General features: G+C 62.9%; 15 protein-coding genes. 6 read left to right on the top strand and 9 right to left on the bottom strand.

All coding sequences use genetic code 11. The annotated features are described in order from the left end of the window. The 3 genes from NKI70_RS07455 to betI are packed head-to-tail and all read right to left on the bottom strand — an operon-like array spanning position 1 to position 3,124. Positions 1-1,008, bottom strand: coding sequence for a threonine/serine dehydratase family protein (locus tag NKI70_RS07455; protein ID WP_502897384.1), 1,008 nt, complete (start codon positions 1,006-1,008; stop codon positions 1-3). After that, entirely contained in the window at positions 1,008-2,537 is a 1,530-nt protein-coding gene (gene betC, locus NKI70_RS07460; RefSeq protein ID WP_352724444.1) for a choline-sulfatase, read from the bottom strand. The genes NKI70_RS07455 and betC overlap by 1 nt, the downstream gene beginning before the upstream one ends. Then, entirely contained in the window at positions 2,534-3,124 is a 591-nt protein-coding gene (gene betI, locus NKI70_RS07465) for a transcriptional regulator BetI (protein ID WP_352454288.1), read from the bottom strand. The genes betC and betI overlap by 4 nt, the downstream gene beginning before the upstream one ends. Positions 3,125-3,346: 222 nt before the next feature. Between betI and NKI70_RS07470 the strand changes: the two genes are divergently transcribed. Together NKI70_RS07470 and NKI70_RS07475 are read left to right on the top strand one after the other, a co-directional pair. Continuing rightward, positions 3,347-4,513, top strand: coding sequence for an acetyl-CoA acetyltransferase (locus NKI70_RS07470; RefSeq protein ID WP_352591583.1), 1,167 nt, complete (start codon positions 3,347-3,349; stop codon positions 4,511-4,513). A 26-nt stretch (positions 4,514-4,539) separates the two neighbouring features. Continuing rightward, positions 4,540-5,544, top strand: coding sequence for an asparaginase (locus NKI70_RS07475; RefSeq protein ID WP_352591586.1), 1,005 nt, complete (start codon positions 4,540-4,542; stop codon positions 5,542-5,544). Here NKI70_RS07475 and NKI70_RS07480 read toward each other — a convergent pair. Both NKI70_RS07480 and NKI70_RS07485 read right to left on the bottom strand, forming a co-directional pair. After that, positions 5,537-6,913 carry a TIGR03808 family TAT-translocated repetitive protein gene (locus NKI70_RS07480; protein ID WP_352724445.1) on the bottom strand — a complete coding sequence of 459 codons (1,377 nt, stop codon included), beginning with the start codon at positions 6,911-6,913 and terminating at the stop codon, positions 5,537-5,539. The two genes, NKI70_RS07475 and NKI70_RS07480, sit on opposite strands and share 8 nt — an antisense overlap. A 153-nt stretch (positions 6,914-7,066) precedes the next feature. Next, the gene (locus tag NKI70_RS07485) at positions 7,067-7,852 is read right to left on the bottom strand and encodes a TetR/AcrR family transcriptional regulator (RefSeq protein WP_352698721.1); all 786 of its coding nucleotides are present in this window, start codon (positions 7,850-7,852) and stop codon (positions 7,067-7,069) included. Positions 7,853-7,873: 21 nt separating this feature from the next. Between NKI70_RS07485 and NKI70_RS07490 the strand changes: the two genes are divergently transcribed. Together NKI70_RS07490 and NKI70_RS07495 are read left to right on the top strand one after the other, a co-directional pair. Further along, positions 7,874-8,692: a class I SAM-dependent methyltransferase gene (locus tag NKI70_RS07490; protein ID WP_352698719.1), complete on the top strand. Its 819-nt coding sequence runs from the start codon at positions 7,874-7,876 to the stop codon at positions 8,690-8,692. Positions 8,693-8,834: 142 nt separating this feature from the next. Further along, on the top strand, positions 8,835-9,308 hold the full coding sequence (locus NKI70_RS07495) for a GreA/GreB family elongation factor (RefSeq protein WP_352449075.1): 474 nt from the start codon (positions 8,835-8,837) through the stop codon (positions 9,306-9,308). Here the strand turns inward: NKI70_RS07495 and NKI70_RS07500 are convergent. From NKI70_RS07500 to NKI70_RS07515, 4 genes are all read right to left on the bottom strand, one after another. Further along, the gene (locus NKI70_RS07500; RefSeq protein ID WP_352624564.1) at positions 9,305-9,694 is read right to left on the bottom strand and encodes a type II toxin-antitoxin system death-on-curing family toxin; all 390 of its coding nucleotides are present in this window, start codon (positions 9,692-9,694) and stop codon (positions 9,305-9,307) included. The two genes, NKI70_RS07495 and NKI70_RS07500, sit on opposite strands and share 4 nt — an antisense overlap. Beyond that, entirely contained in the window at positions 9,691-9,912 is a 222-nt protein-coding gene (locus NKI70_RS07505; RefSeq protein ID WP_095496758.1) for an AbrB/MazE/SpoVT family DNA-binding domain-containing protein, read from the bottom strand. The genes NKI70_RS07500 and NKI70_RS07505 overlap by 4 nt, the downstream gene beginning before the upstream one ends. Positions 9,913-9,985: 73 nt before the next feature. Beyond that, positions 9,986-12,109, bottom strand: a complete 2,124-nt coding sequence (gene scpA, locus NKI70_RS07510; protein WP_352698717.1) for a methylmalonyl-CoA mutase — start codon at positions 12,107-12,109, stop codon at positions 9,986-9,988. Further along, a complete protein-coding gene (locus NKI70_RS07515) occupies positions 12,106-13,548 on the bottom strand; it encodes a methylmalonyl-CoA mutase subunit beta (protein WP_352698715.1) in 1,443 nt (480 codons plus the stop codon). Before NKI70_RS07515 ends, scpA begins: the two co-directional genes overlap by 4 nt. A 276-nt stretch (positions 13,549-13,824) precedes the next feature. Between NKI70_RS07515 and NKI70_RS07520 the strand changes: the two genes are divergently transcribed. Together NKI70_RS07520 and NKI70_RS07525 are read left to right on the top strand one after the other, a co-directional pair. After that, positions 13,825-15,357, top strand: a complete 1,533-nt coding sequence (locus tag NKI70_RS07520) for a helicase HerA-like C-terminal domain-containing protein (protein WP_352698713.1) — start codon at positions 13,825-13,827, stop codon at positions 15,355-15,357. 440 nt (positions 15,358-15,797) lie between these two features. Then, a complete protein-coding gene (locus NKI70_RS07525) occupies positions 15,798-16,835 on the top strand; it encodes a YncE family protein (protein ID WP_352636405.1) in 1,038 nt (345 codons plus the stop codon). Positions 16,836-17,797 lie beyond the last annotated feature (962 nt).

Here is a 17,797-nt window from a genome sequence, read left to right on the forward strand (position 1 = left end):
TCATGCGCGCCCGTGGTTCATATGCGCAATGAAATCGGCCAGCGAGACGTTGCCGCCGGTTGCCATTACGAGAACGGTCTTGCCGGTGACGTCGACCTTGCCGCCGAGCAACGCCGCCAGCGAAGCAGCGCCGGATGGCTCGAGCACCAGCTTCAGCCGCTCGAAGGCGAGGCGCATGGCGCGCCGCACCGAAGCATCGTCGACGGTGACGCCGCGAACGCCGGCGGCCTTCACCGCTGCGAACGGCGCGTCGCCGGGCCGCCGCGACATCAGCCCGTCGCAAATCGATTTCGGCCCGATCGGCATGGTTTCGATGGCGCCATGCGCCAGCGACGAGCCCATGCCGTCAAAACCTTCCGGCTCGACACCGATGATCTTCGTGGCTGGCGACAGGTAGTGAAAGGCCAGTGAAACACCGCCGATCAGGCCGCCGCCGCCGACCGAGCAGAACAAGAGATCGGCCTCCGCTTGCCTGGCGGCGATCTGGTCGAGTGCCTCCAGCCCGGCACCGGCTTGGCCGGCGACGATCTCCGGATCGTCGAACGGGTGTAGCAGCGCCAGGCCTTCGCTCGCAGCGATCTCGCGCGCCTTGGCGGCGGCGACTTCCTCACGCGCGCGCTCGCCATGGTCAGTCAGCACCACGCGCGCGCCGTAACCCAATGTGGCGTCGCGCTTGGCGGCCGGCGCGTCGATCGGCATGACGATGGTGACGGGAATGCCAAGCGCTTGGCCAGCCGCCGCTAGCCCCTGCGCAAAATTGCCGGAGGAGTAGGCGACGACGCCCTTTTTGGCTTCGTCAGGCGAGAGCTTCTTCAGCCGCCAGTAGGCGCCGCGCACCTTGAACGATCCTGCCCATTGCAGCGATTCGGCCTTGACGAAGACGCGGGCGGCGCCGGTCTCGCGCGCGAGTGCCGCCGATTCCAGCAGCGGCGTGACCTGCGTCGCCTTGGAGGTGACGGCATAGGCCTGCCTGAGATGGTCGAGCGAGGGGACGAGACTATCTGCCATCATTCGCCTCGCGGAAAGCGCTTCTGCTCTTCGAGCAGGTCGAGGTTCATGTGGTTGCGCATGTAGCGCTCCGATGCCTTCTGCAGCGGCTGGAATTCCCAGGGATAATGGGTGCCGTTGCGCAGCGCCGGGTAGACCACCCAGCGGCGTGCCTGGCTGGCACGCACCGCCGCGTCGAAGGCCGCCATGTCCCAGCGCGCCCGCACCTTGTCGGTGAAAGCGGCCACCAATGCCGCATTGGCCGGATCGGCGGCGAGATTGGTCAATTCCTGCGAATCCGATTCAAGATCAAACAGTTGCGGCGGATCGATCTCGCAATGGATGAATTTGTAGCGGCCCTCGCGCATCGCCACCATCGGCGCGTTGGAGCCTTCGGCGGCATATTCCATCAGCACCGGCGCGGAGCGTTTCTTTCCGTTCAGCAACGGCAGCAGCGACTGGCCGTCAGTCCACGGCGCAATCGCGCTGATGTCGATGCCGGCGAGGTCGCAAAGCGTCGGCGTCACGTCGAGATTGGAGACCGGCGTCTCGATCAGGCCGGCGGCGATGCTCTTGCCGGCGATCATCAGCGGCACCCGCGCCGAACCTTCGAAAAAGCACATCTTGAACCACAGGCCGCGCTCGCCCAGCATGTCGCCATGGTCCGAGCAGAACAGGATGATCGTGTCGTCGAGCATGTGTGTGTGCTCGAGCACCGACATCAATTCGCCGAGCTTGTCGTCGAGATAGGAGATGTTGGCGAAATAGCCGCGCCGTGCGCGGCGTATCTGCTCAGCGGTGATGTCGAACCTGTCATAGTCGCTGGCGCGGTAGAGCCGCTGCGAATGCGGGTCCTGCCTGTCGTAAGGAATGAAGCCGACCTCAGGCTCGAGCGCCGGGCAATCCTCGTAGAAGTCCCAATATTGCCGCCGTGCGACGTAAGGATCGTGCGGATGGGTGAAGGAAACCGTCAAGCACCAGGGCCGACGTGCGGCATCGTCGGAGACGCGGGCAAAATCATAAAGCTTCTGCACCGCATGGAAGGCGACCTCGTCGTCATATTCCAGCTGGTTGGTGATCTCGGCAGTACCGGCGCCGCTGACGGAGCCGAGATTGTGATACCACCAGTCGATGCGCTCGCCGGGTTTGCGATAGTCGGGCGTCCAGCCGAAATCGGCCGGATAGATGTCGGTGGTCAGCCGCTCCTCGAAACCGTGCAATTGGTCCGGCCCGACGAAATGCATCTTGCCGGAGAGGCAGGTGTGATAACCGGCGGCGCGCAGATGATGGGCAAAGGTCGGGATCGAAGACGCGAATTCGGCGGCGTTGTCATAGACCCCGGTGCGTGACGGCAACTGGCCGCTCATGAATGCGGCGCGGCCCGGCGCGCAGAGCGGCGAGGCCGTGTAATTGTTGCAAAAACGCGCCGAACGCGCGGCCAGCGCCTTCAGATGCGGCGCGTGCAGGAAGTCCGCCGGCCCATCCGGAAACAGCGTTCCGTTGAGCTGATCGACCATGACGATCAGGATGTTGGGTCGCTTGGATGTCACTGCTTCTGCCGTCCGCTGAGCTTCGTTTCGAGATAGTCCTCGACCAGTGCAATCGCGGTCGCGGCATCAGGAACACCGTCCTTCAGCGCGCGCCTGATATAGAGCCCGTCGATCAGCGCCGCGGTCGCTTCGGCGACCCGGTCGGCCTCGCTTCTCGGCAGGATGCCGGCCAGCCCGCTGAGCAGATTGGAATGCAGCCGGCGCGCATAGACCTTGAGCAGCCGGCGGAGTGCTGCCGATTTCTGCGCCTCGACATAGAAGGCGAGCCAGGCGGCGATCGTTTCGGGCTGGAACTGGATGTCGGAGAAATTGACCGCGACCACCGCCGAGACGCGCTGGCGCGCCGTGCCGGCCGCGCGAAGTGCACGGCGCGTATCGGCGGTGAGCTCGCTCAGGATGTGCCGCATCGTCGCCAACAGCAATTCGTCCTTGACGCCGAAATAATGGTGGGCAAGCGCCGAGGACACGCCGGCGCGCCCGGCGATTTCCGACATCGTCACATCAAGCGAACCGCGCTCGCCGATCGCCGAGATCGTTGCGTCGATGAGCGCCCTGCGGCGCAACGGCTCCATTCCGAGTTTCGGCATTCCTGCTCCGGCCTGTTGGGACAGATTATTTTTTATTGACGCATCAATCAACAAAAATCCAGCCTGATTTGCTGGCAAAAGCCAGGCACTATGACCAGATGATCAAGATCAAGCGATTGTGCGGTTCTGGCCCCTTCACGAAGCCGGCTGAACGGTTCATGCTTGAACAATGCTGAGGCGGGCCGCGACATACGTTGCCCGGCCCGCAGGATGGAGGTTGCCATGACAGCATGCATCGTCGGCTGGGCGCATTCGCGCTTCGGCAAGCTCGAAGGCGAGACGCTGGAGGGCCTGATCACCAAGGTGGCAGTCGAGGCGCTCGATCATGCCGGCATCGGTCCAGATGACGTCGACGAGATCGTGCTCGGCCACTTCAACGCCGGGTTTTCCGCCCAGGATTTCACCGCGAGCCTGGTCCTCCAGGCCGATGACCGGCTGCGCTTCAAGCCGGCGACCCGCGTCGAGAACGCCTGCGCCACCGGCTCGGCGGCGGTCAGGCAAGGCATCCGCGCCATCGACGCCAATGCCGCCCGTATCGTGCTGGTGGTCGGCGCCGAGCAGATGACGACGACGCCCGGTCCCGAGATCGGCAAGAACCTGCTCAAGGCCTCGTATCTGCCGGAGGACGGTGACACGCCGGCAGGCTTCGCCGGCGTCTTCGGCAAGATCGCCCAAGCCTATTTCCAGCGCTACGGCGACCAGTCGGATGCGCTGGCGATGATCGCCGCCAAGAACCACAAGAACGGCGTCGACAATCCCTACGCGCAGATGCGCAAGGATTTCGGCTACGAGTTCTGCCGGCAGGAAAGCGAAAAAAACCCCTTCGTCGCCGGTCCGCTGAAGCGCACAGACTGCTCGCTGGTGTCGGACGGTGCCGCCGCGCTTGTCCTTGCCGACACGGCCACGGCGCTGAAGATGCGCCGCGCCGTCGCCTTCCGCGCCAATGAGCATGTTCAGGATTTCCTGCCGATGTCGAAGCGCGACATTCTCGCATTCGAAGGCTGCGAGCAGGCCTGGAACCAGGCGCTGAAGAAGGCGGGCGTGACGCTCGGCGACCTGTCCTTCGTCGAGACGCATGACTGTTTCACCATCGCCGAACTGATCGAGTATGAGGCGATGGGCTTGGCCAAGCCGGGCGAGGGCGCCAAGCTGGCCCTGGATGGCGAGACGGCGAAAGATGGAAGGCTGCCGGTCAATCCGTCTGGCGGGCTGAAGGCCAAGGGCCACCCGATCGGTGCCACCGGTGTATCGATGCATGTGCTGGGCGCGATGCAACTCGTCGGTGAGGCGGGCGGCATCCAGGTGCCGGGAGCAAAGCTCGGCGGCATCTTCAACATGGGTGGTGCCGCGGTCGCCAACTACGTTTCCATTCTCGACCGGATCAGATAAACCCGCCCGCATTTGCGGGAGGTGACATGACAAATCCGGTTCTGGTCGAAGTCTTGCGCGGCGCTATCGTCGAGAGCGCCCATCGCGGCGCTGTTGCCGTCTTCGACGCCGACGGCAAGCCCGTCTGGGAGATCGGCGACACGGCACAGCCTGTGTTCCCGCGCTCGGCGGTCAAGGCGATCCAGGCGTTGCCGCTGGTCGAGAGCGGCGCTGCCGATGCCTACGACTTCGGTGACCGGGAGCTGGCGCTGGCCTGCGCCTCCCATTCCGGCGAGCCGCCGCATGTCGAGCTGGCGCGCGCCATGCTGGCGAAAGCCGGCCTCGACGAGACGGCACTCGAATGCGGCGCGCATTGGCCGTCGAGCCACGGGGCGACGCTGGCGCTCGCGCGCGCCGGCCGTGCGCCGAACACCTTGCACAACAATTGTTCCGGCAAGCACTCAGGCTTCCTATGCACCTGCGTTCACAGCGGCATCGCCCATCGTGGTTACGTCAAGGCTGGCCATGCTTCGCAGGAGATGGTGCGCGAAGCGATGCAGGCGGTGACCGGTGCTGCCCATGACGCCGATCACCGCGGCACCGACGGCTGCTCGATTCCGACCTATGCCGTGCCGTTGCGCAGCTTTGCCCTTGGCTTTGCCCGCATGGCGACAGGTGCCGGCTTCGAGCCGGTGCGCGCCCGGGCGGCGAAGCGGCTGCTTTCTGCCTGCATGGCCGAGCCGTTTTTCGTCGCCGGCACGGGCAGGTCCGACGTCGCGATGATGGAGGCCGCCCCGAGTCGGATTTTCGTCAAGGGAGGCGCCGAAGGTGTTTTTTGTGCAGCCCTTCCGGAGCTTGGCCTTGGCATCGCGCTGAAATGCGACGATGGCGCCGGCCGCGCCGCTGAAGTGATGGTCGCGGCCGTGCTGGCTAAGCTGCTGCACGCCGACCACGCGCTCGCTGTGAAATTGATCGAACAGGCAAATCCGCCCATCGAAAGCCGGATCGGCGCCAAAGTCGGCGCGCTCCGGCCGACGGCCACTCTCAACTGACGTGGTTGCGCTCGACGGTCAAATGCGCGTAGCCGGCATTGCCTGATGCGGCGAGGTCACCGGTCACTCGCTCGGCCCAGCGTTGGCCGACGATCGCGCCGTTCTGGACCCCGTCGATGACGTTGTCGGAGATGATTGCCGTTCCGGCACCTTCGACCACGCTGACGACGATGCCGGTTCCGGCCTTGCGGACGATGTTTCCCGTGGCGACCACATTGCGCATGAACGGTCCCCAGCCGATCTGCATGCCGTAGAGCGGCGCATTCTCGACGACATTGCCGGAAACGGTGGTGTCGGCCTCGACGCTGATGCCGACGCCGAAGCCGGGCGCGTCCGCAGGGTAGGGACCGCTGGTCGACAGATTGCGGACGATGTTGCCGGAGCACACGCCCATGCGGCCGCCTTCGTTGAAGTTGACGATCGAAATACCGTTCGCAGCACCATCGACGATGTTGTTGCCGATGACGGCGCCTTCGAACGAGAATTCGGAATACACGGCCGTCTCGCCCGAACGCGAGCAGGTGTTGCCGGTGATCTGCAAATTGCTGGAACTGTTGGCGCGGATCGCCGAGAACGCGCAATCCGAGACAATATTGCCGGAGATGATGACGTTGCCGGCGCGGAACGCATTGATGCCGTTGCCGTTCTGGCCGGTTCCGCCGCTGCGCGCCTGGATGCGCTCGATCCGGTTGCCGCTGACGATGGTGCCGTCTTCCGCCGCCTGCCAGCGGTGCACGAGAATGCCGCCATTGGCGCAGTCGGAGACGCTATTGCCTGATATTTCCAGGCCATCGGCCTCGACCGAATAGATGCCGGCATCGGCCGCACCGGATATCGCCGAGCGCTCGATTCGGCCCGAGGCATGTTCGAGCGCCAGACCGTTCTTGCCGCTGCCGGTCATCTGGCAGTTGTCGACGACCAGATGGGCGATGCGGCGCAGATCGAGCAGGCCTTGCGTGTAGTCGCCCATCCAGCGGTTGCTGCCATCGAACACCAGCCCGCTGAGTTCGATATGCTCGGCCCGTTCGGCCATAATGAGATGGCCATTGCCGCCATAGACGATCCGCGATGCGCCCGGCACGCCGGACAGGCGCACGCGGCCGGGCAGCGACAGGTTGGAAACGATATAGATCCCCGGCGGCAGGAACACCGGCATGTCGCGGTCGTGCGCGTCGCGCAGCAGCTTGGCGAAAGCCTTGCTCTGGTCGTCAAGCGCGCCGGGCCGGACGCCGCGCTCGGTAGCGTTGATCGCCCCGCGCATCGCGGCTTTCTCGACGCCGGCCAGGTTTTTCGCCGCTGCTTTGCCGAGCGAAATCCCCATGACCGCAAAGCCGGCGGTCTGCGCAAGCAGCGTTCTTCTGTTCAACATCGGCACAGATCCCTTGCGTCCAACGGCCACGCCGCAGGATTCGTGCCAGACTAGCCCGGTCGAAGTGTGGTGAAAATCTGAAGCTTGCCAGCCAGGACGGAATATCGCTTTCGGCCCTTCTGTGGGCGATCAAACGAAGCCCCTTTTGAGCCTCTATTCGATCCTCGTTGGCTCGGCGAACACCGCATTTACCCCGTTGAAGGCAAGTTGCAGGAATGTCTGGTCGATCTCCGCGGGGGACAGCTTCGTATCCCTCTCAAGCCACCAGTGCATCACTTCAAAGAACGCGCCAACGATGAAGCGTGTGGCGATCTCAAGTCTGGCCCCGCCTTGATCACCTTGGATATTCGCCAATTCATGGCGAACCTGCCTGCTTATCCAGCCGCGGATCTCTTCTGGCATTTCGCGCTTTTTCCCGCCCATCAGCGCACGGTGCATCTCCCGCGTGGCAAGAGCATGCTCGAACACCGGACCGCTGAAGGAAAAGCCCTTGGCGTTTCGCTGCGAATAGCGTTCGGCACCGTGCGCCTGCAAGGTCTTCAGATGGTCGTCGATCGTTGCTTTCCTCAAGCGGTCCTTGTCGGGATAGTGTGTGTAGAAAGTCGAGCGGCCGACATCGGCTTCCCTGCAGATGTCCTCGACCGTGATCGCCGTATATCCCTTCTCGGCGGTCAGTCTGAAAAGCGCCTGCTGCAGTCGGCTGCGGGTCCTGGCGACCCGACGGTCGATCGGTCCGGCTGGCATCGGCAACATCCTTTTCCGGCCATAGGACACCAAATCGTCCAGTATTGGGCGCGTCGGTGCGATGTGGCCAGTAAAACTGATACTGGACACACTGTCCAGTATCATATGCTCTTGCCGAAGGCCCAGCGCGATGCCCGGCTGGCCGGAGATAAAGCAATGCACCAACGTCTTTTCGGAACAATAGTTGGAGGGCATGCGCTAGTCGCGCTCGTCAAAGTGGCCGTGGTGCTCGCGGCATTTTTCTCGTTGGGACAGGCAAATGCGGTCTTTTCCTTGGGAATTCCCGTCCTTCTGCTTCATGCTGGTGTACTCGTCGTGATCGCAAGCCTATTGATATGGCAAAGCGCTCACGGGCGGCTGTCCGCCAAGGTCCGCATCCCGGCCGCCGGCGAGGAGAAGGCGCCGCATGTCGGCATCACGCTCCATTCCGCCGCCCTGTACGACACGCTCGCGTGGCTTCTGACCTTCGGCCGCGAACGTGCTTTTCGCGAAAGGATACTAAGTTTTGCGAAGCTGAAACCGGGAGAAGTGGTCCTGGATGTCGGGTGCGGCACCGGCACCACCGCGCTCCTCGTCAGACAGAAGGTGGGGCCGGAGGGGCGTGTGGACGGCGTCGACGCGTCCGCCGAAATGGTTGCGCGCGCAACGGCAAAGGCCCGGCGGGCAGGGTTACAAGTCGGGTTCTCGACCGCCACCGCTCAGGAACTGCCTTTCAAGGATGGGGAATTTGATGTCGTCCTCAGCACGCTGATGTTCCACCATCTTCCAAAGAAGGGCCGCGAGGAATTCGGCAGAGAGGCCTTCCGCGTCCTGAGGCCGGGCGGTCGTGTGCTTATCGTCGATTTTGCGAAACCGCCGCGCCAGAAGAGCACCTTTCGGCTCCACCGGCATGGTTACGTCGATTTGGACAAAGTTGCAGCGGATCTCGGCCGGCATGGCTTCAATATCGTTGAGCAAGGCGACGTCGGAACCAAGGGGCTCCGCTACCTAGTTGCGCAACCGGACCTTAGCCTTGCGGCCCTCGAAGCGCGATAGTGCGCCAAGTTGAGGCATTCGCATGGTCAGCTTTACACCCCAAGCAGCTGTCTAATCTCGGGTACTGAACCCAGATCTTCACCATTAGCCCCTTCATCAGCAATGGCTTGTGGAGTCGCCGTTCCAAGCCTAAGTTCGTCAGATGAGCAGGGCCTTCACCCGCGAGGAAGACAGCGAAAACGCCATTGCCGGCATCGGCGAGCGGCCGATCAGCCATCACCGCAATCTGGTCACGGAACGCGGCATGGCGCTGATCGATGCCGAGGTGGCCGCTCTGCGCGACGAACTGGGCAGAGCCGAGAAGAGGGCCGACCGCGAGCGCATCGCGCTGGTCTCGCGCGATCTCCGCTATTGGACGGCACGGCGGGAAAGCGCCGAGCTTTCGGTGCCGGAACCGGGCAGCGACCTGGTTCGTTTCGGCATGGGTGTCACCCTGGAAAGCGACGACGGCAAGAAGGTGCACTGGAAGATCGTCGGCGAGGACGAAGCCAATCCGGGCAAAGGGACAATTTCCCATATGTCGCCGATGGCGATGGCGCTGTTCGGCAAGAAGATCGGCGAAATTGCCGTGGTCAACGGCAAGGAATGGGAGATCGTCAAGCTCTCCGACAGTTAGTCTTCGAGCTTGACGACATGATCGCGGAAGAACGCCGCGGCGCCGGCCTCGTCGATTTCGCCGGCGGCGACGCCCATGACGAATTCGTAAAGCATGCCGTTATTGGCCGTCAGGGCATAACCATTCACAATCAGAAATGCGCCGGCCGCGACAATGGCCGTGCGTTTGTTGCCGTCGACAAAGGCATGATTTCTGGCAATGCCGAAGACATAGGCGGCTGCGAGTTCCTCAACCGACGGGTCTCCGTAGTTGGCCTTGGTTTCGGCGCGAGCGAGCGCCGATTCGAGGGCATTTTCATCCCTCAAGCCTTGTGCTCCGCCGTGTCGGCGCAACTGCTCCGCGTGCATCGCTTCGACTGCACGCCGCGTCAGAAACTCCCAGCTCATTCGGCGAGCTTCTGAAGCGCGACCTTGTATTTGTCCATCACCTCGCGGGCGGCTTTCATTTGCCGCTCGAAGCTGTCGTCCACCGGCTTCAGCGCAAGGCCGTCACCTGTTTCGACGATTTGAAGCTGGTCGCCGGCCTTCAGGTTCAGGCGGTCGAGAAGCTCCCTCGGCAGGATCACGCCTTCGGAATTGCCGATCTTGCGAATGGTCGTGTTCATGGTGAGGCATCCTGTTGCAACGCTGATTATAACTCAGCGTGTTTCTTGTTACAACAGACATTATAACAAAGCGTCAGCCGGCCTGCAGCAGCCGATCCATCAGCCGCTCCGCCGCTTCCGGGATAACCGTGCCGGGCGGGAAGATTTCAGTGGCGCCTGCCTGCCGGACTGAGTCGTAATCCTGCGGCGGGATGACGCCGCCGGCGACGATCAGCATGTCGTCGCGGCCCAACTTCTTCAGTGCAAGCTTGAGTTCGGGAATGAGCGTCAAATGGCCTGCTGCCAGCGACGAGGCGCCGACGATGTGTACGTCATGCTCGACCGCCAGCCTGGCGATCTCGTCCGGAGTCTGGAACATCGGCCCGACGGTGACGTCGAAGCCTAGGTCGGCAAAGGCGGTGGCGATCACTTTCTGGCCGCGATCATGGCCGTCTTGCCCCATCTTGGCGACCAGAATGCGCGGCTTGCCGCCGGACTTTTCCTCGAACGCTACGATCTTGTCCTGCAGCCGGTCGACCACCGGATTGTCGCCGAGCGCGTTGCGATAGACCCCGGAGATCGTCTGCACCGAGGCGACATGGCGGCCGAAGACCTTTTCCAGCGCCAGCGAAATCTCGCCGACCGTGGCGTTGGCGCGTGCGGCCCGGATGGCGCATTCCAGCAGGTTTGCGTTACTCCCGGCAGCACGGGTAAGCGCGTCGAGCGCGCTCTCGACGGCGGCGACGTCACGCGTGCCTTTCAGCCGCTGCAGCTTCGACAATTGCCGCGCCCTGACTTCGGCATTGTCGATCTTCAGCACGTCGACTTCGATGTCCGTGCCGGGACGGTGAGCATTGACACCGACCACGATCTGTTCGCCGGAATCGATGCGCGCCTGGGTGCGCGCGGCAGCCTCTTCAATGCGCAGCTTCGGTAGGCCCTTTTCGATCGCCGCGGCCATGCCGCCGAGGCTCTCGACCTCCTCGATATGCGCAAGCGCACGCGCCGCCAGATCATGCGTCAACCGTTCGACATAGGCGGAGCCGCCCCACGGGTCGATGATGCGCGTCGTGCCGGATTCCTTCTGCAGGATGAGCTGTGTGTTGCGGGCGATGCGGGCCGAATGGTCGGTCGGCAGCGCCATTGCCTCGTCGAAGGAATTGGTGTGCAGCGACTGCGTATGTCCTTGAGTCGCCGCCATCGCCTCGATCATGGTGCGGATGATGTTGTTGTAGGGATCCTGCGCCGTCAGCGACCAGCCCGAAGTCTGGCAATGGGTGCGCAGCGACAGCGAGCGCTCGTCCTTCGGCGAAAAGTTCTTCAGCATCAGGCTGGCCCACAAAAGGCGCGCTGCTCTCAGCTTCGCGACTTCCATGAAGAAATTCATGCCGATCGCCCAGAAGAAGGAAAGGCGCGGCGCGAAACGGTCGATGTCGAGGCCGGCCGCGACGCCGGCGCGGGCATATTCGATACCGTCTGCAATCGTGTAGGCGAGCTCGAGATCCGCCGTCGCTCCCGCCTCCTGCATGTGGTAGCCGGAGATCGAGATCGAATTGAACTTCGGCATGTGCTTCGACGTGTAGGAAAAAATGTCCGACACGATCCGCATCGAAGGTTTTGGCGGATAGATGTAGGTGTTGCGCACCATGAACTCTTTCAGGATGTCGTTCTGAATAGTCCCGGTGAGATCCTTCTGCGCGACGCCCTGTTCCTCCGCCGCCACAATATAGAGCGCCATGATCGGCAGCACCGCGCCGTTCATCGTCATCGAAACGGTCATCTCATCGAGCGGGATGCCGTCGAACAGCTGGCGCATGTCGAGAATGGAATCGATGGCGACGCCGGCCATGCCGACATCGCCGGCGACGCGTGGATGGTCGCTGTCATAGCCGCGGTGCGTGGCGAGATCGAAAGCGACCGACAGGCCCTTCTGGCCGGCGGCAAGGTTGCGACGGTAGAAGGCGTTGGATTCCTCGGCCGTCGAGAAGCCGGCATATTGCCGGATCGTCCAGGGTTGCTGGACATACATCGTCGGGTAGGGGCCGCGCACGAAGGGCGGCAGGCCCGGATAGCTGTCGAGATGCGGCAATCCCTTGAGATCGCCCTGGTTGTAGAGATGCTTGACGGCGATGCCTTCCGGCGTCATCCGCTGGCCTTTGACCTCGACCGGCGCCCGCCGCGGCGGCAACCAGCCGATCTGGCTGAAATCCGGGATCATGGCACGGCTCCGATCGACTGATCGATGCGGATCGGAAATAGCGGCTCGCACACCGCAACGCCTTCGGTGAAGGCAGGCCGCCGCTCCGCCGCCAGCGTCTCGACCGGACGCTCGGTCTTCGACGGGTGCAGCGTCGTGCCGACGATCGCCCGTTCGCCCGCCTGGTAGGCTGCGTTGCGGCGGGCGGAAGCTGCCTGGACGCGCCTCTGGATGTGGCCTTGCTCAAGGCTGGTCAGCACGCCGCCTTCCGCCTCGATCTGCTGGAACTCCTGCCAGGCCGCCGCGCAGAGCTCCGCAGTCAGCGCTTCGACGGCGCCCGAACCGCAAACCGGATCGGCGACGTGATCGACGTGGCTTTCGCTGGCCATGATCAGTTGCGCGTTGCGGGCAACGCGGCGGGCAAAGCCCGCGGGTAGGCCGTGCGCGATCGTGTGCGGCAGGATGGCGATCGAATCCGCGCCGCCGGCGGCAGCCGCGAAAGCGGCGATGGTGGTGCGCAGGATGTTGGTTTCCGGGTCGGCCGCCGTCATCATCCGGAAGGAGGTTTCGGCATGGATGCTGGCGGTGGAGGGCGGTATCGAGCAGGCCTCCTGGACACGCGCCCACAGTCTGCGCAACGCCCTGACCTTGGCCGTCGACACGAATTGGTCCTGGTCGACGCTGAGCGCAAAACCGATATGCGGCGCTGCGTAGACGAGCGGCTGGCGCGCCTTCTCGAACAGCCTCAGATAGGAGACGGCCGAGGCGAGCATGGTGCCAAGCTCCTGCGCCTCGGTGGCGCCGGCATTGTGGAACACCCGCCCGTCGGCTTCCAGCAGCACGCCGGGCACACCCATCGAAAAGAAATGCGCCAGCGATTGCGGCATCGAAGCCTGTAAAGCCTCGATCGACATGCGCAGCCTGCCGGTCCCGGCAAAGATCGCCGCCGGATCGATGCCGAAGGAGAGGTTGAGCTTTGCCGGGTCGGAGCGGCGCTTGGTCAAAAACGCCACCAGCCAGTCGGCCACGGCACGGCTCCAGGGATGGGCGTCGATGCGGATCTGGATGCGGTTGAGCGGCACGCCGTCGAGCACGCCCTCCAGCGCCTCCGCCGTCCTGGGCAAGCCATAGCCGAAGGCGTTCGGCGCACCCTCGAAGACAAGCGACAGTCCGGTGGCACCCTGCGCGACGTCTTCCAGCGCCTGCGCACTGGCGCGGCCGATGTCCGGATCGTCGATGCGCTGGCTGACGATCCACGGTGATCCCGGGTTGGCGCGCACGACAGGCTCCGCCGTGACCGAACGCTCGTAGAGCGGCTCGATGCGGATGGCGTCGTCCGTATGCGAGACGAGCTTTTCCTCGAAGGACCCGCCGGCCAGCGCCTTCTCCGCCAGCGCCAGCCATCGTTGCCGGTCGACGTTCGGAAGTTCGGCATCCTGGGTCAAGGCACCGGCGACCATCGGTTCTCCTCGTTCTAGCGGCCGCAGCGGCCGACTATGTCAGTCTACGGTCCCCGGCCCGATATCACAATGCAGCACACTTGCAGGTGCAACACGCCTTTCGTGACGGCGACCGTCAATCGATTGCCAAACATGGGCAGGTTCCGCAAGCTCCAAAAGCCATTTTCGACGGTGCCCATTGTCGCTGCGCAATGGCCTCACTATACCTGCGGCGGGGCTCCCTTTTCTTCAAGGGATCAGTGCATTCAACCCTATAGGTTTGCGGAGACCGGACACATGGCCGACGACACCAGTATCTTCATAGGGGCCAGCCGCAAGCCGGACGACAGCTATCAGCGGCCCGAACAGCTTTTGCTGCAATATGGCAATCGTCATGGCCTGGTCACCGGCGCGACCGGCACCGGCAAGACGGTGACCCTGCAGATATTGGCCGAGGGTTTCTCCAATGCCGGCGTGCCGGTATTCTGCGCCGACATCAAGGGCGACCTGTCGGGTATCGCCATGATGGGCACAGCGCAGGATTTCCTGGTCAAGCGGGCCGAGCAGGTCAAGCTCGATCCCTATGAATTCCAGGAATTCCCGGTCATCTTCTGGGATCTGTTCGGCGAGCAGGGCCACCCGATCCGCGCCACGATCTCGGAGATGGGGCCGCTGCTTCTGTCGCGGTTGATGAACCTTTCCGAGGCGCAGGAAGGCATCATGAACATCGCCTTCCGCATCGCCGACGAGGAAGGCCTTCTGCTGCTCGACTTGAAGGACCTGCAGTCACTGCTGGCCAACATCGCCGACCGCGCCGAAGAGATCGGCGCCCGCTACGGCAATGTGACGAAACCTTCGGTCGGCGCGATCCAGCGCACGCTGCTGGTTCTGGAGCAGCAGGGCGCTGCCAATTTCTTCGGCGAGCCGGCATTGCGGATATCCGACATCATGCGCACCACGCGCGATGGACGCGGCGCCATCAGCGTGCTCGCCGCCGACAAGCTGATGATGAATCCGCGGCTCTATGCGACGTTCCTTCTGTGGCTGATGTCGGAACTGTTCGAGGAACTGCCGGAAGTCGGCGATCCGGACAAGCCGAAGCTGGTCTTTTTCTTCGACGAGGCGCACCTTCTGTTCGACGATGCCCCGAAGGTGTTGGTCGACCGCGTCGAGCAGGTGGTCCGGCTGATCCGCTCGAAAGGCGTCGGCGTTTATTTCGTCACGCAAAATCCGCTGGATATCCCTGAAACGGTGCTGGCCCAGCTCGGCAACCGCGTGCAGCACGCACTTCGTGCCTATACGCCGCGCGAACAGAAGGCCGTCAGGACGGCGGCCGAGACGTTCAGGCCCAATCCCGACTTCGACTGCGCAACCGTGATCACGCAGCTCGGCACCGGCGAGGCGCTGGTCTCGACGCTGGAAGCCAAGGGCGTGCCCTCCATGGTGCAGCGAACGCTGATCCGCCCGCCGTCATCGCGGCTTGGCCCGATCACGCCCAACGAGCGCCGCAAGCTGATCACCGAGAGCCCGGTTGCGGGACAGTACGACGAGACCATCGACCGCGAATCGGCCTTCGAGATCCTGCAGAAGAAGGCCAAGGACGCCCAGGAGGCACAGGCGCAGCAACAGGACGCAGGCCGTTCGCGCTGGACCATTCCCGGCTTCGGCAATGACGATCCCCAGCCGACCGGCCGCCGCCGCGCGCCGCGCCCCTCCAACCGCCAGACGGTGGCGGAGGCGGCGATCAAATCCATCGTGCGCTCGGTCGGCTCGTCGGTCGGACGAGCGATCGTCCGCGGGATTTTGGGGAGCCTGTCCAGGGGGCGGTGAGGGGGCATCGGACCCGAAGGCGGGCATCTGTGTTGGCAAATTCTGTCTTGGCATCAAGCGCCAGCAGCCAGATCTGGTGGACAGAGGACGGCGGCTATGCGCCATTTGCCGACCTTCATTGCGTTTCTCCAAACCTGCCGTTCGCGCTACAGCCTGATACGACCATCAGCGGGCATAGCTGCGTCCTTGGCTCGGCGCTATCAGTAATCAGTGCCGCTATCGCTTGGTTACGTCAGGGTAAAAATCTGATGCTGGACATCAGAGGTCGAACGGTCGGAGTCGACCACCCAAAACCGAAGTTCAATCCGCGACACTATCCAATTGCCCGTCGCTTGTAATCAAGAGGTCATTGGCCTAATCTGAACTGAGGGGATGAGCAGTCTCCCCTTCAGACGGCTTCCGTCAAGCACTGCGCAAGATCCTATTGAGGGATGGCGCGCGTGGATGGCAGGTTCCTTTCAATTGCACTTCACTTATTGTCGCGAATTGTCGCAACTGCTTTGATGGCTGCGGCAAACCTGCCGGTTGCGACGTTTGACGCTGCGGGCCAAGGCACGGAGCCGCCATTACGGCTCGAGGCCAGAATCCCACTCGGAGATGTGCGCGGCCGCATCGATCACATGGCGATCGATTTAAAGAGGCGGCGCTTGTTCGTTGCAGAACTCGGCAACAACAGCATGGCGGTGGTCGATCTCACCCATCGAACCGTGCTTCGCACAATCAAGGGATTACGGGAACCACAAGGTGTCGGCTACCTGCAAGGGACCGACACCCTGTATGTCGCGAATGCCGGCGACGGCTCGGTTCGATTGTTTCGAGGAGCCGATTATGCCGCTATCGGCAAAGTCGACCTAGGGGAAGATGCCGACAATGTTCGCGTGGATAGCGCGACCAATCGGGTCTTTGTGGGGTATGGCAGCGGTGCGCTGGCTGTCATCAATCCCACGACTAACCGGAAAACCGGCGATGTGCCGCTAAAGGCGCATCCCGAAAGTTTTCAGCTCGACGCGAGGACGAGCCACGTCTTTGTGAACCTGCCGGACGTTCATTCAATCGCGGTCGTCGACCGCACATCACTGGCTCAAATCGCAAGCTGGCCGACCGCCGGTTTGGCCGGCAATTTTCCGATGGCGTTGGACGACCCTCACCAGCACGTCCTTATAGCTTTTCGCCACCCTGCGTGGCTCGGCATCTTCTCCATGGGAGACGGTTCGCTCGTCGCGACTGCGAAGATTTGCGGTGATGCCGACGATGTTTTCGTCGACTCGAAACGGCAGCGAGCCTATATCAGCTGCGGAGACGGATTCATTGACGTGCTGGATACCCGGGACCCGCCATATCGACGCATCGCGCATATTCCGACTGTGTCCGGTGCGCGCACTTCGCTCTTTGTTCCCGCGCTTGACCTGCTTCTTCTCGCGGTTCGAGCGGGCGGAGAGCAGCTGCCGGCAATCTGGGCGTTTCGTCCAACACCTTGAGGTGCGCACCCGTGTGGACGACGTTTTCCTGTTGAGCTGCATACCGATTGCCTATTCGGCATCGGGCGGAGATGCTTCAATGGCCAGGAGCTCTAAGCACTCAATCTCTTGCATCACCTTTCCAGCGATACCTTGCAAATCGCCGTACATGCCGACGGTCGACTCGATTGCGCCTTGTTGGATGATGCTGAGCTCTATTGGATCATGCAAAAGGCATTAAAATGACCGGGATGCCTGCGTTTGGTTCAACGCACAACCAGGAAGAGCTATGGGCGATGGTGGCCTTTACCCGACGTCTTCCAGAGATGTCGCAATCGGAATACGAGAAAACACCGAAGCCTCTGAAGGGCATCATCAGGCTGGAGGTGAAGACCGTGCACCGGCTGCGTTTCGCAAGTGAGTCGTACAGGGACTGCGGAAGGGCGGTCGTGATCGCTATCCGGTCGTGGCGACAAAGGGCCGCCTGATCCTCGGCTGTAGATCGTGTTCGCGCATCAGGCGACGAATCTTCCCTGCCGCCCAGGGCGGTGACGCTTGATAGCCAGGTTCGAATTTGTCGCGGAGGGCGCTGCTGGGATCACCGGTCCTAACTTGGTAAGACGTGGGTAGGTTGGATTGTCCGGTTCAATTGGTCATGACTGCCACGCAACGTCCGCGTCCGCGACCACGATCTGACGGAACTTCTTCCGCGATGGCAGCCTTCTTTTCAGGTTGCGACAGACGCAGGACATCTTCGAGACAGAGCGCGCCGCCATCTCCGCTGCCGCCGTCCCGCGCCGCGAATTCACGCGGGCCAACTTGAGGACTACCTGAGGACAACCGGGGCGACGCGTTGGTGTATATGACGCTCGGCACGGTGAAGTGGGTGGAGCTTGGTGTCCGCACGTCCTGTATGCAAGGTCACGGGCAGGTTCTGACCCTATTCCCGACCTTGACAGCCAAGCGCAATATGCGCCAGTTGC

Source organism: Mesorhizobium sp. M0500 (assembly GCF_040321165.1).
Lineage (GTDB): Bacteria > Pseudomonadota > Alphaproteobacteria > Rhizobiales > Rhizobiaceae > Mesorhizobium.

Excerpts from the sequence above, each read along its gene's own strand:
- NKI70_RS07520 (WP_352698713.1), top strand. The coding sequence starts at position 13,825 with ATGGCCGACGACACCAGTATCTTCATAGGGGCCAGCCGCAAGCCGGAC.
- NKI70_RS07500 (WP_352624564.1), bottom strand. The coding sequence starts at position 9,694 with ATGAGCTGGGAGTTTCTGACGCGGCGTGCAGTCGAAGCGATGCACGCG.
- NKI70_RS07485 (WP_352698721.1), bottom strand. The coding sequence starts at position 7,852 with ATGCCCTCCAACTATTGTTCCGAAAAGACGTTGGTGCATTGCTTTATC.
- NKI70_RS07505 (WP_095496758.1), bottom strand. The coding sequence starts at position 9,912 with ATGAACACGACCATTCGCAAGATCGGCAATTCCGAAGGCGTGATCCTG.
- NKI70_RS07515 (WP_352698715.1), bottom strand. The coding sequence starts at position 13,548 with ATGGTCGCCGGTGCCTTGACCCAGGATGCCGAACTTCCGAACGTCGAC.
- NKI70_RS07475 (WP_352591586.1), top strand. The coding sequence starts at position 4,540 with ATGACAAATCCGGTTCTGGTCGAAGTCTTGCGCGGCGCTATCGTCGAG.
- NKI70_RS07480 (WP_352724445.1), bottom strand. The coding sequence starts at position 6,913 with ATGTTGAACAGAAGAACGCTGCTTGCGCAGACCGCCGGCTTTGCGGTC.
- NKI70_RS07470 (WP_352591583.1), top strand. The coding sequence starts at position 3,347 with ATGACAGCATGCATCGTCGGCTGGGCGCATTCGCGCTTCGGCAAGCTC.
- scpA (WP_352698717.1), bottom strand. The coding sequence starts at position 12,109 with ATGATCCCGGATTTCAGCCAGATCGGCTGGTTGCCGCCGCGGCGGGCG.
- betI (WP_352454288.1), bottom strand. The coding sequence starts at position 3,124 with ATGCCGAAACTCGGAATGGAGCCGTTGCGCCGCAGGGCGCTCATCGAC.
- NKI70_RS07495 (WP_352449075.1), top strand. The coding sequence starts at position 8,835 with ATGAGCAGGGCCTTCACCCGCGAGGAAGACAGCGAAAACGCCATTGCC.
- NKI70_RS07455 (WP_502897384.1), bottom strand. The coding sequence starts at position 1,008 with ATGGCAGATAGTCTCGTCCCCTCGCTCGACCATCTCAGGCAGGCCTAT.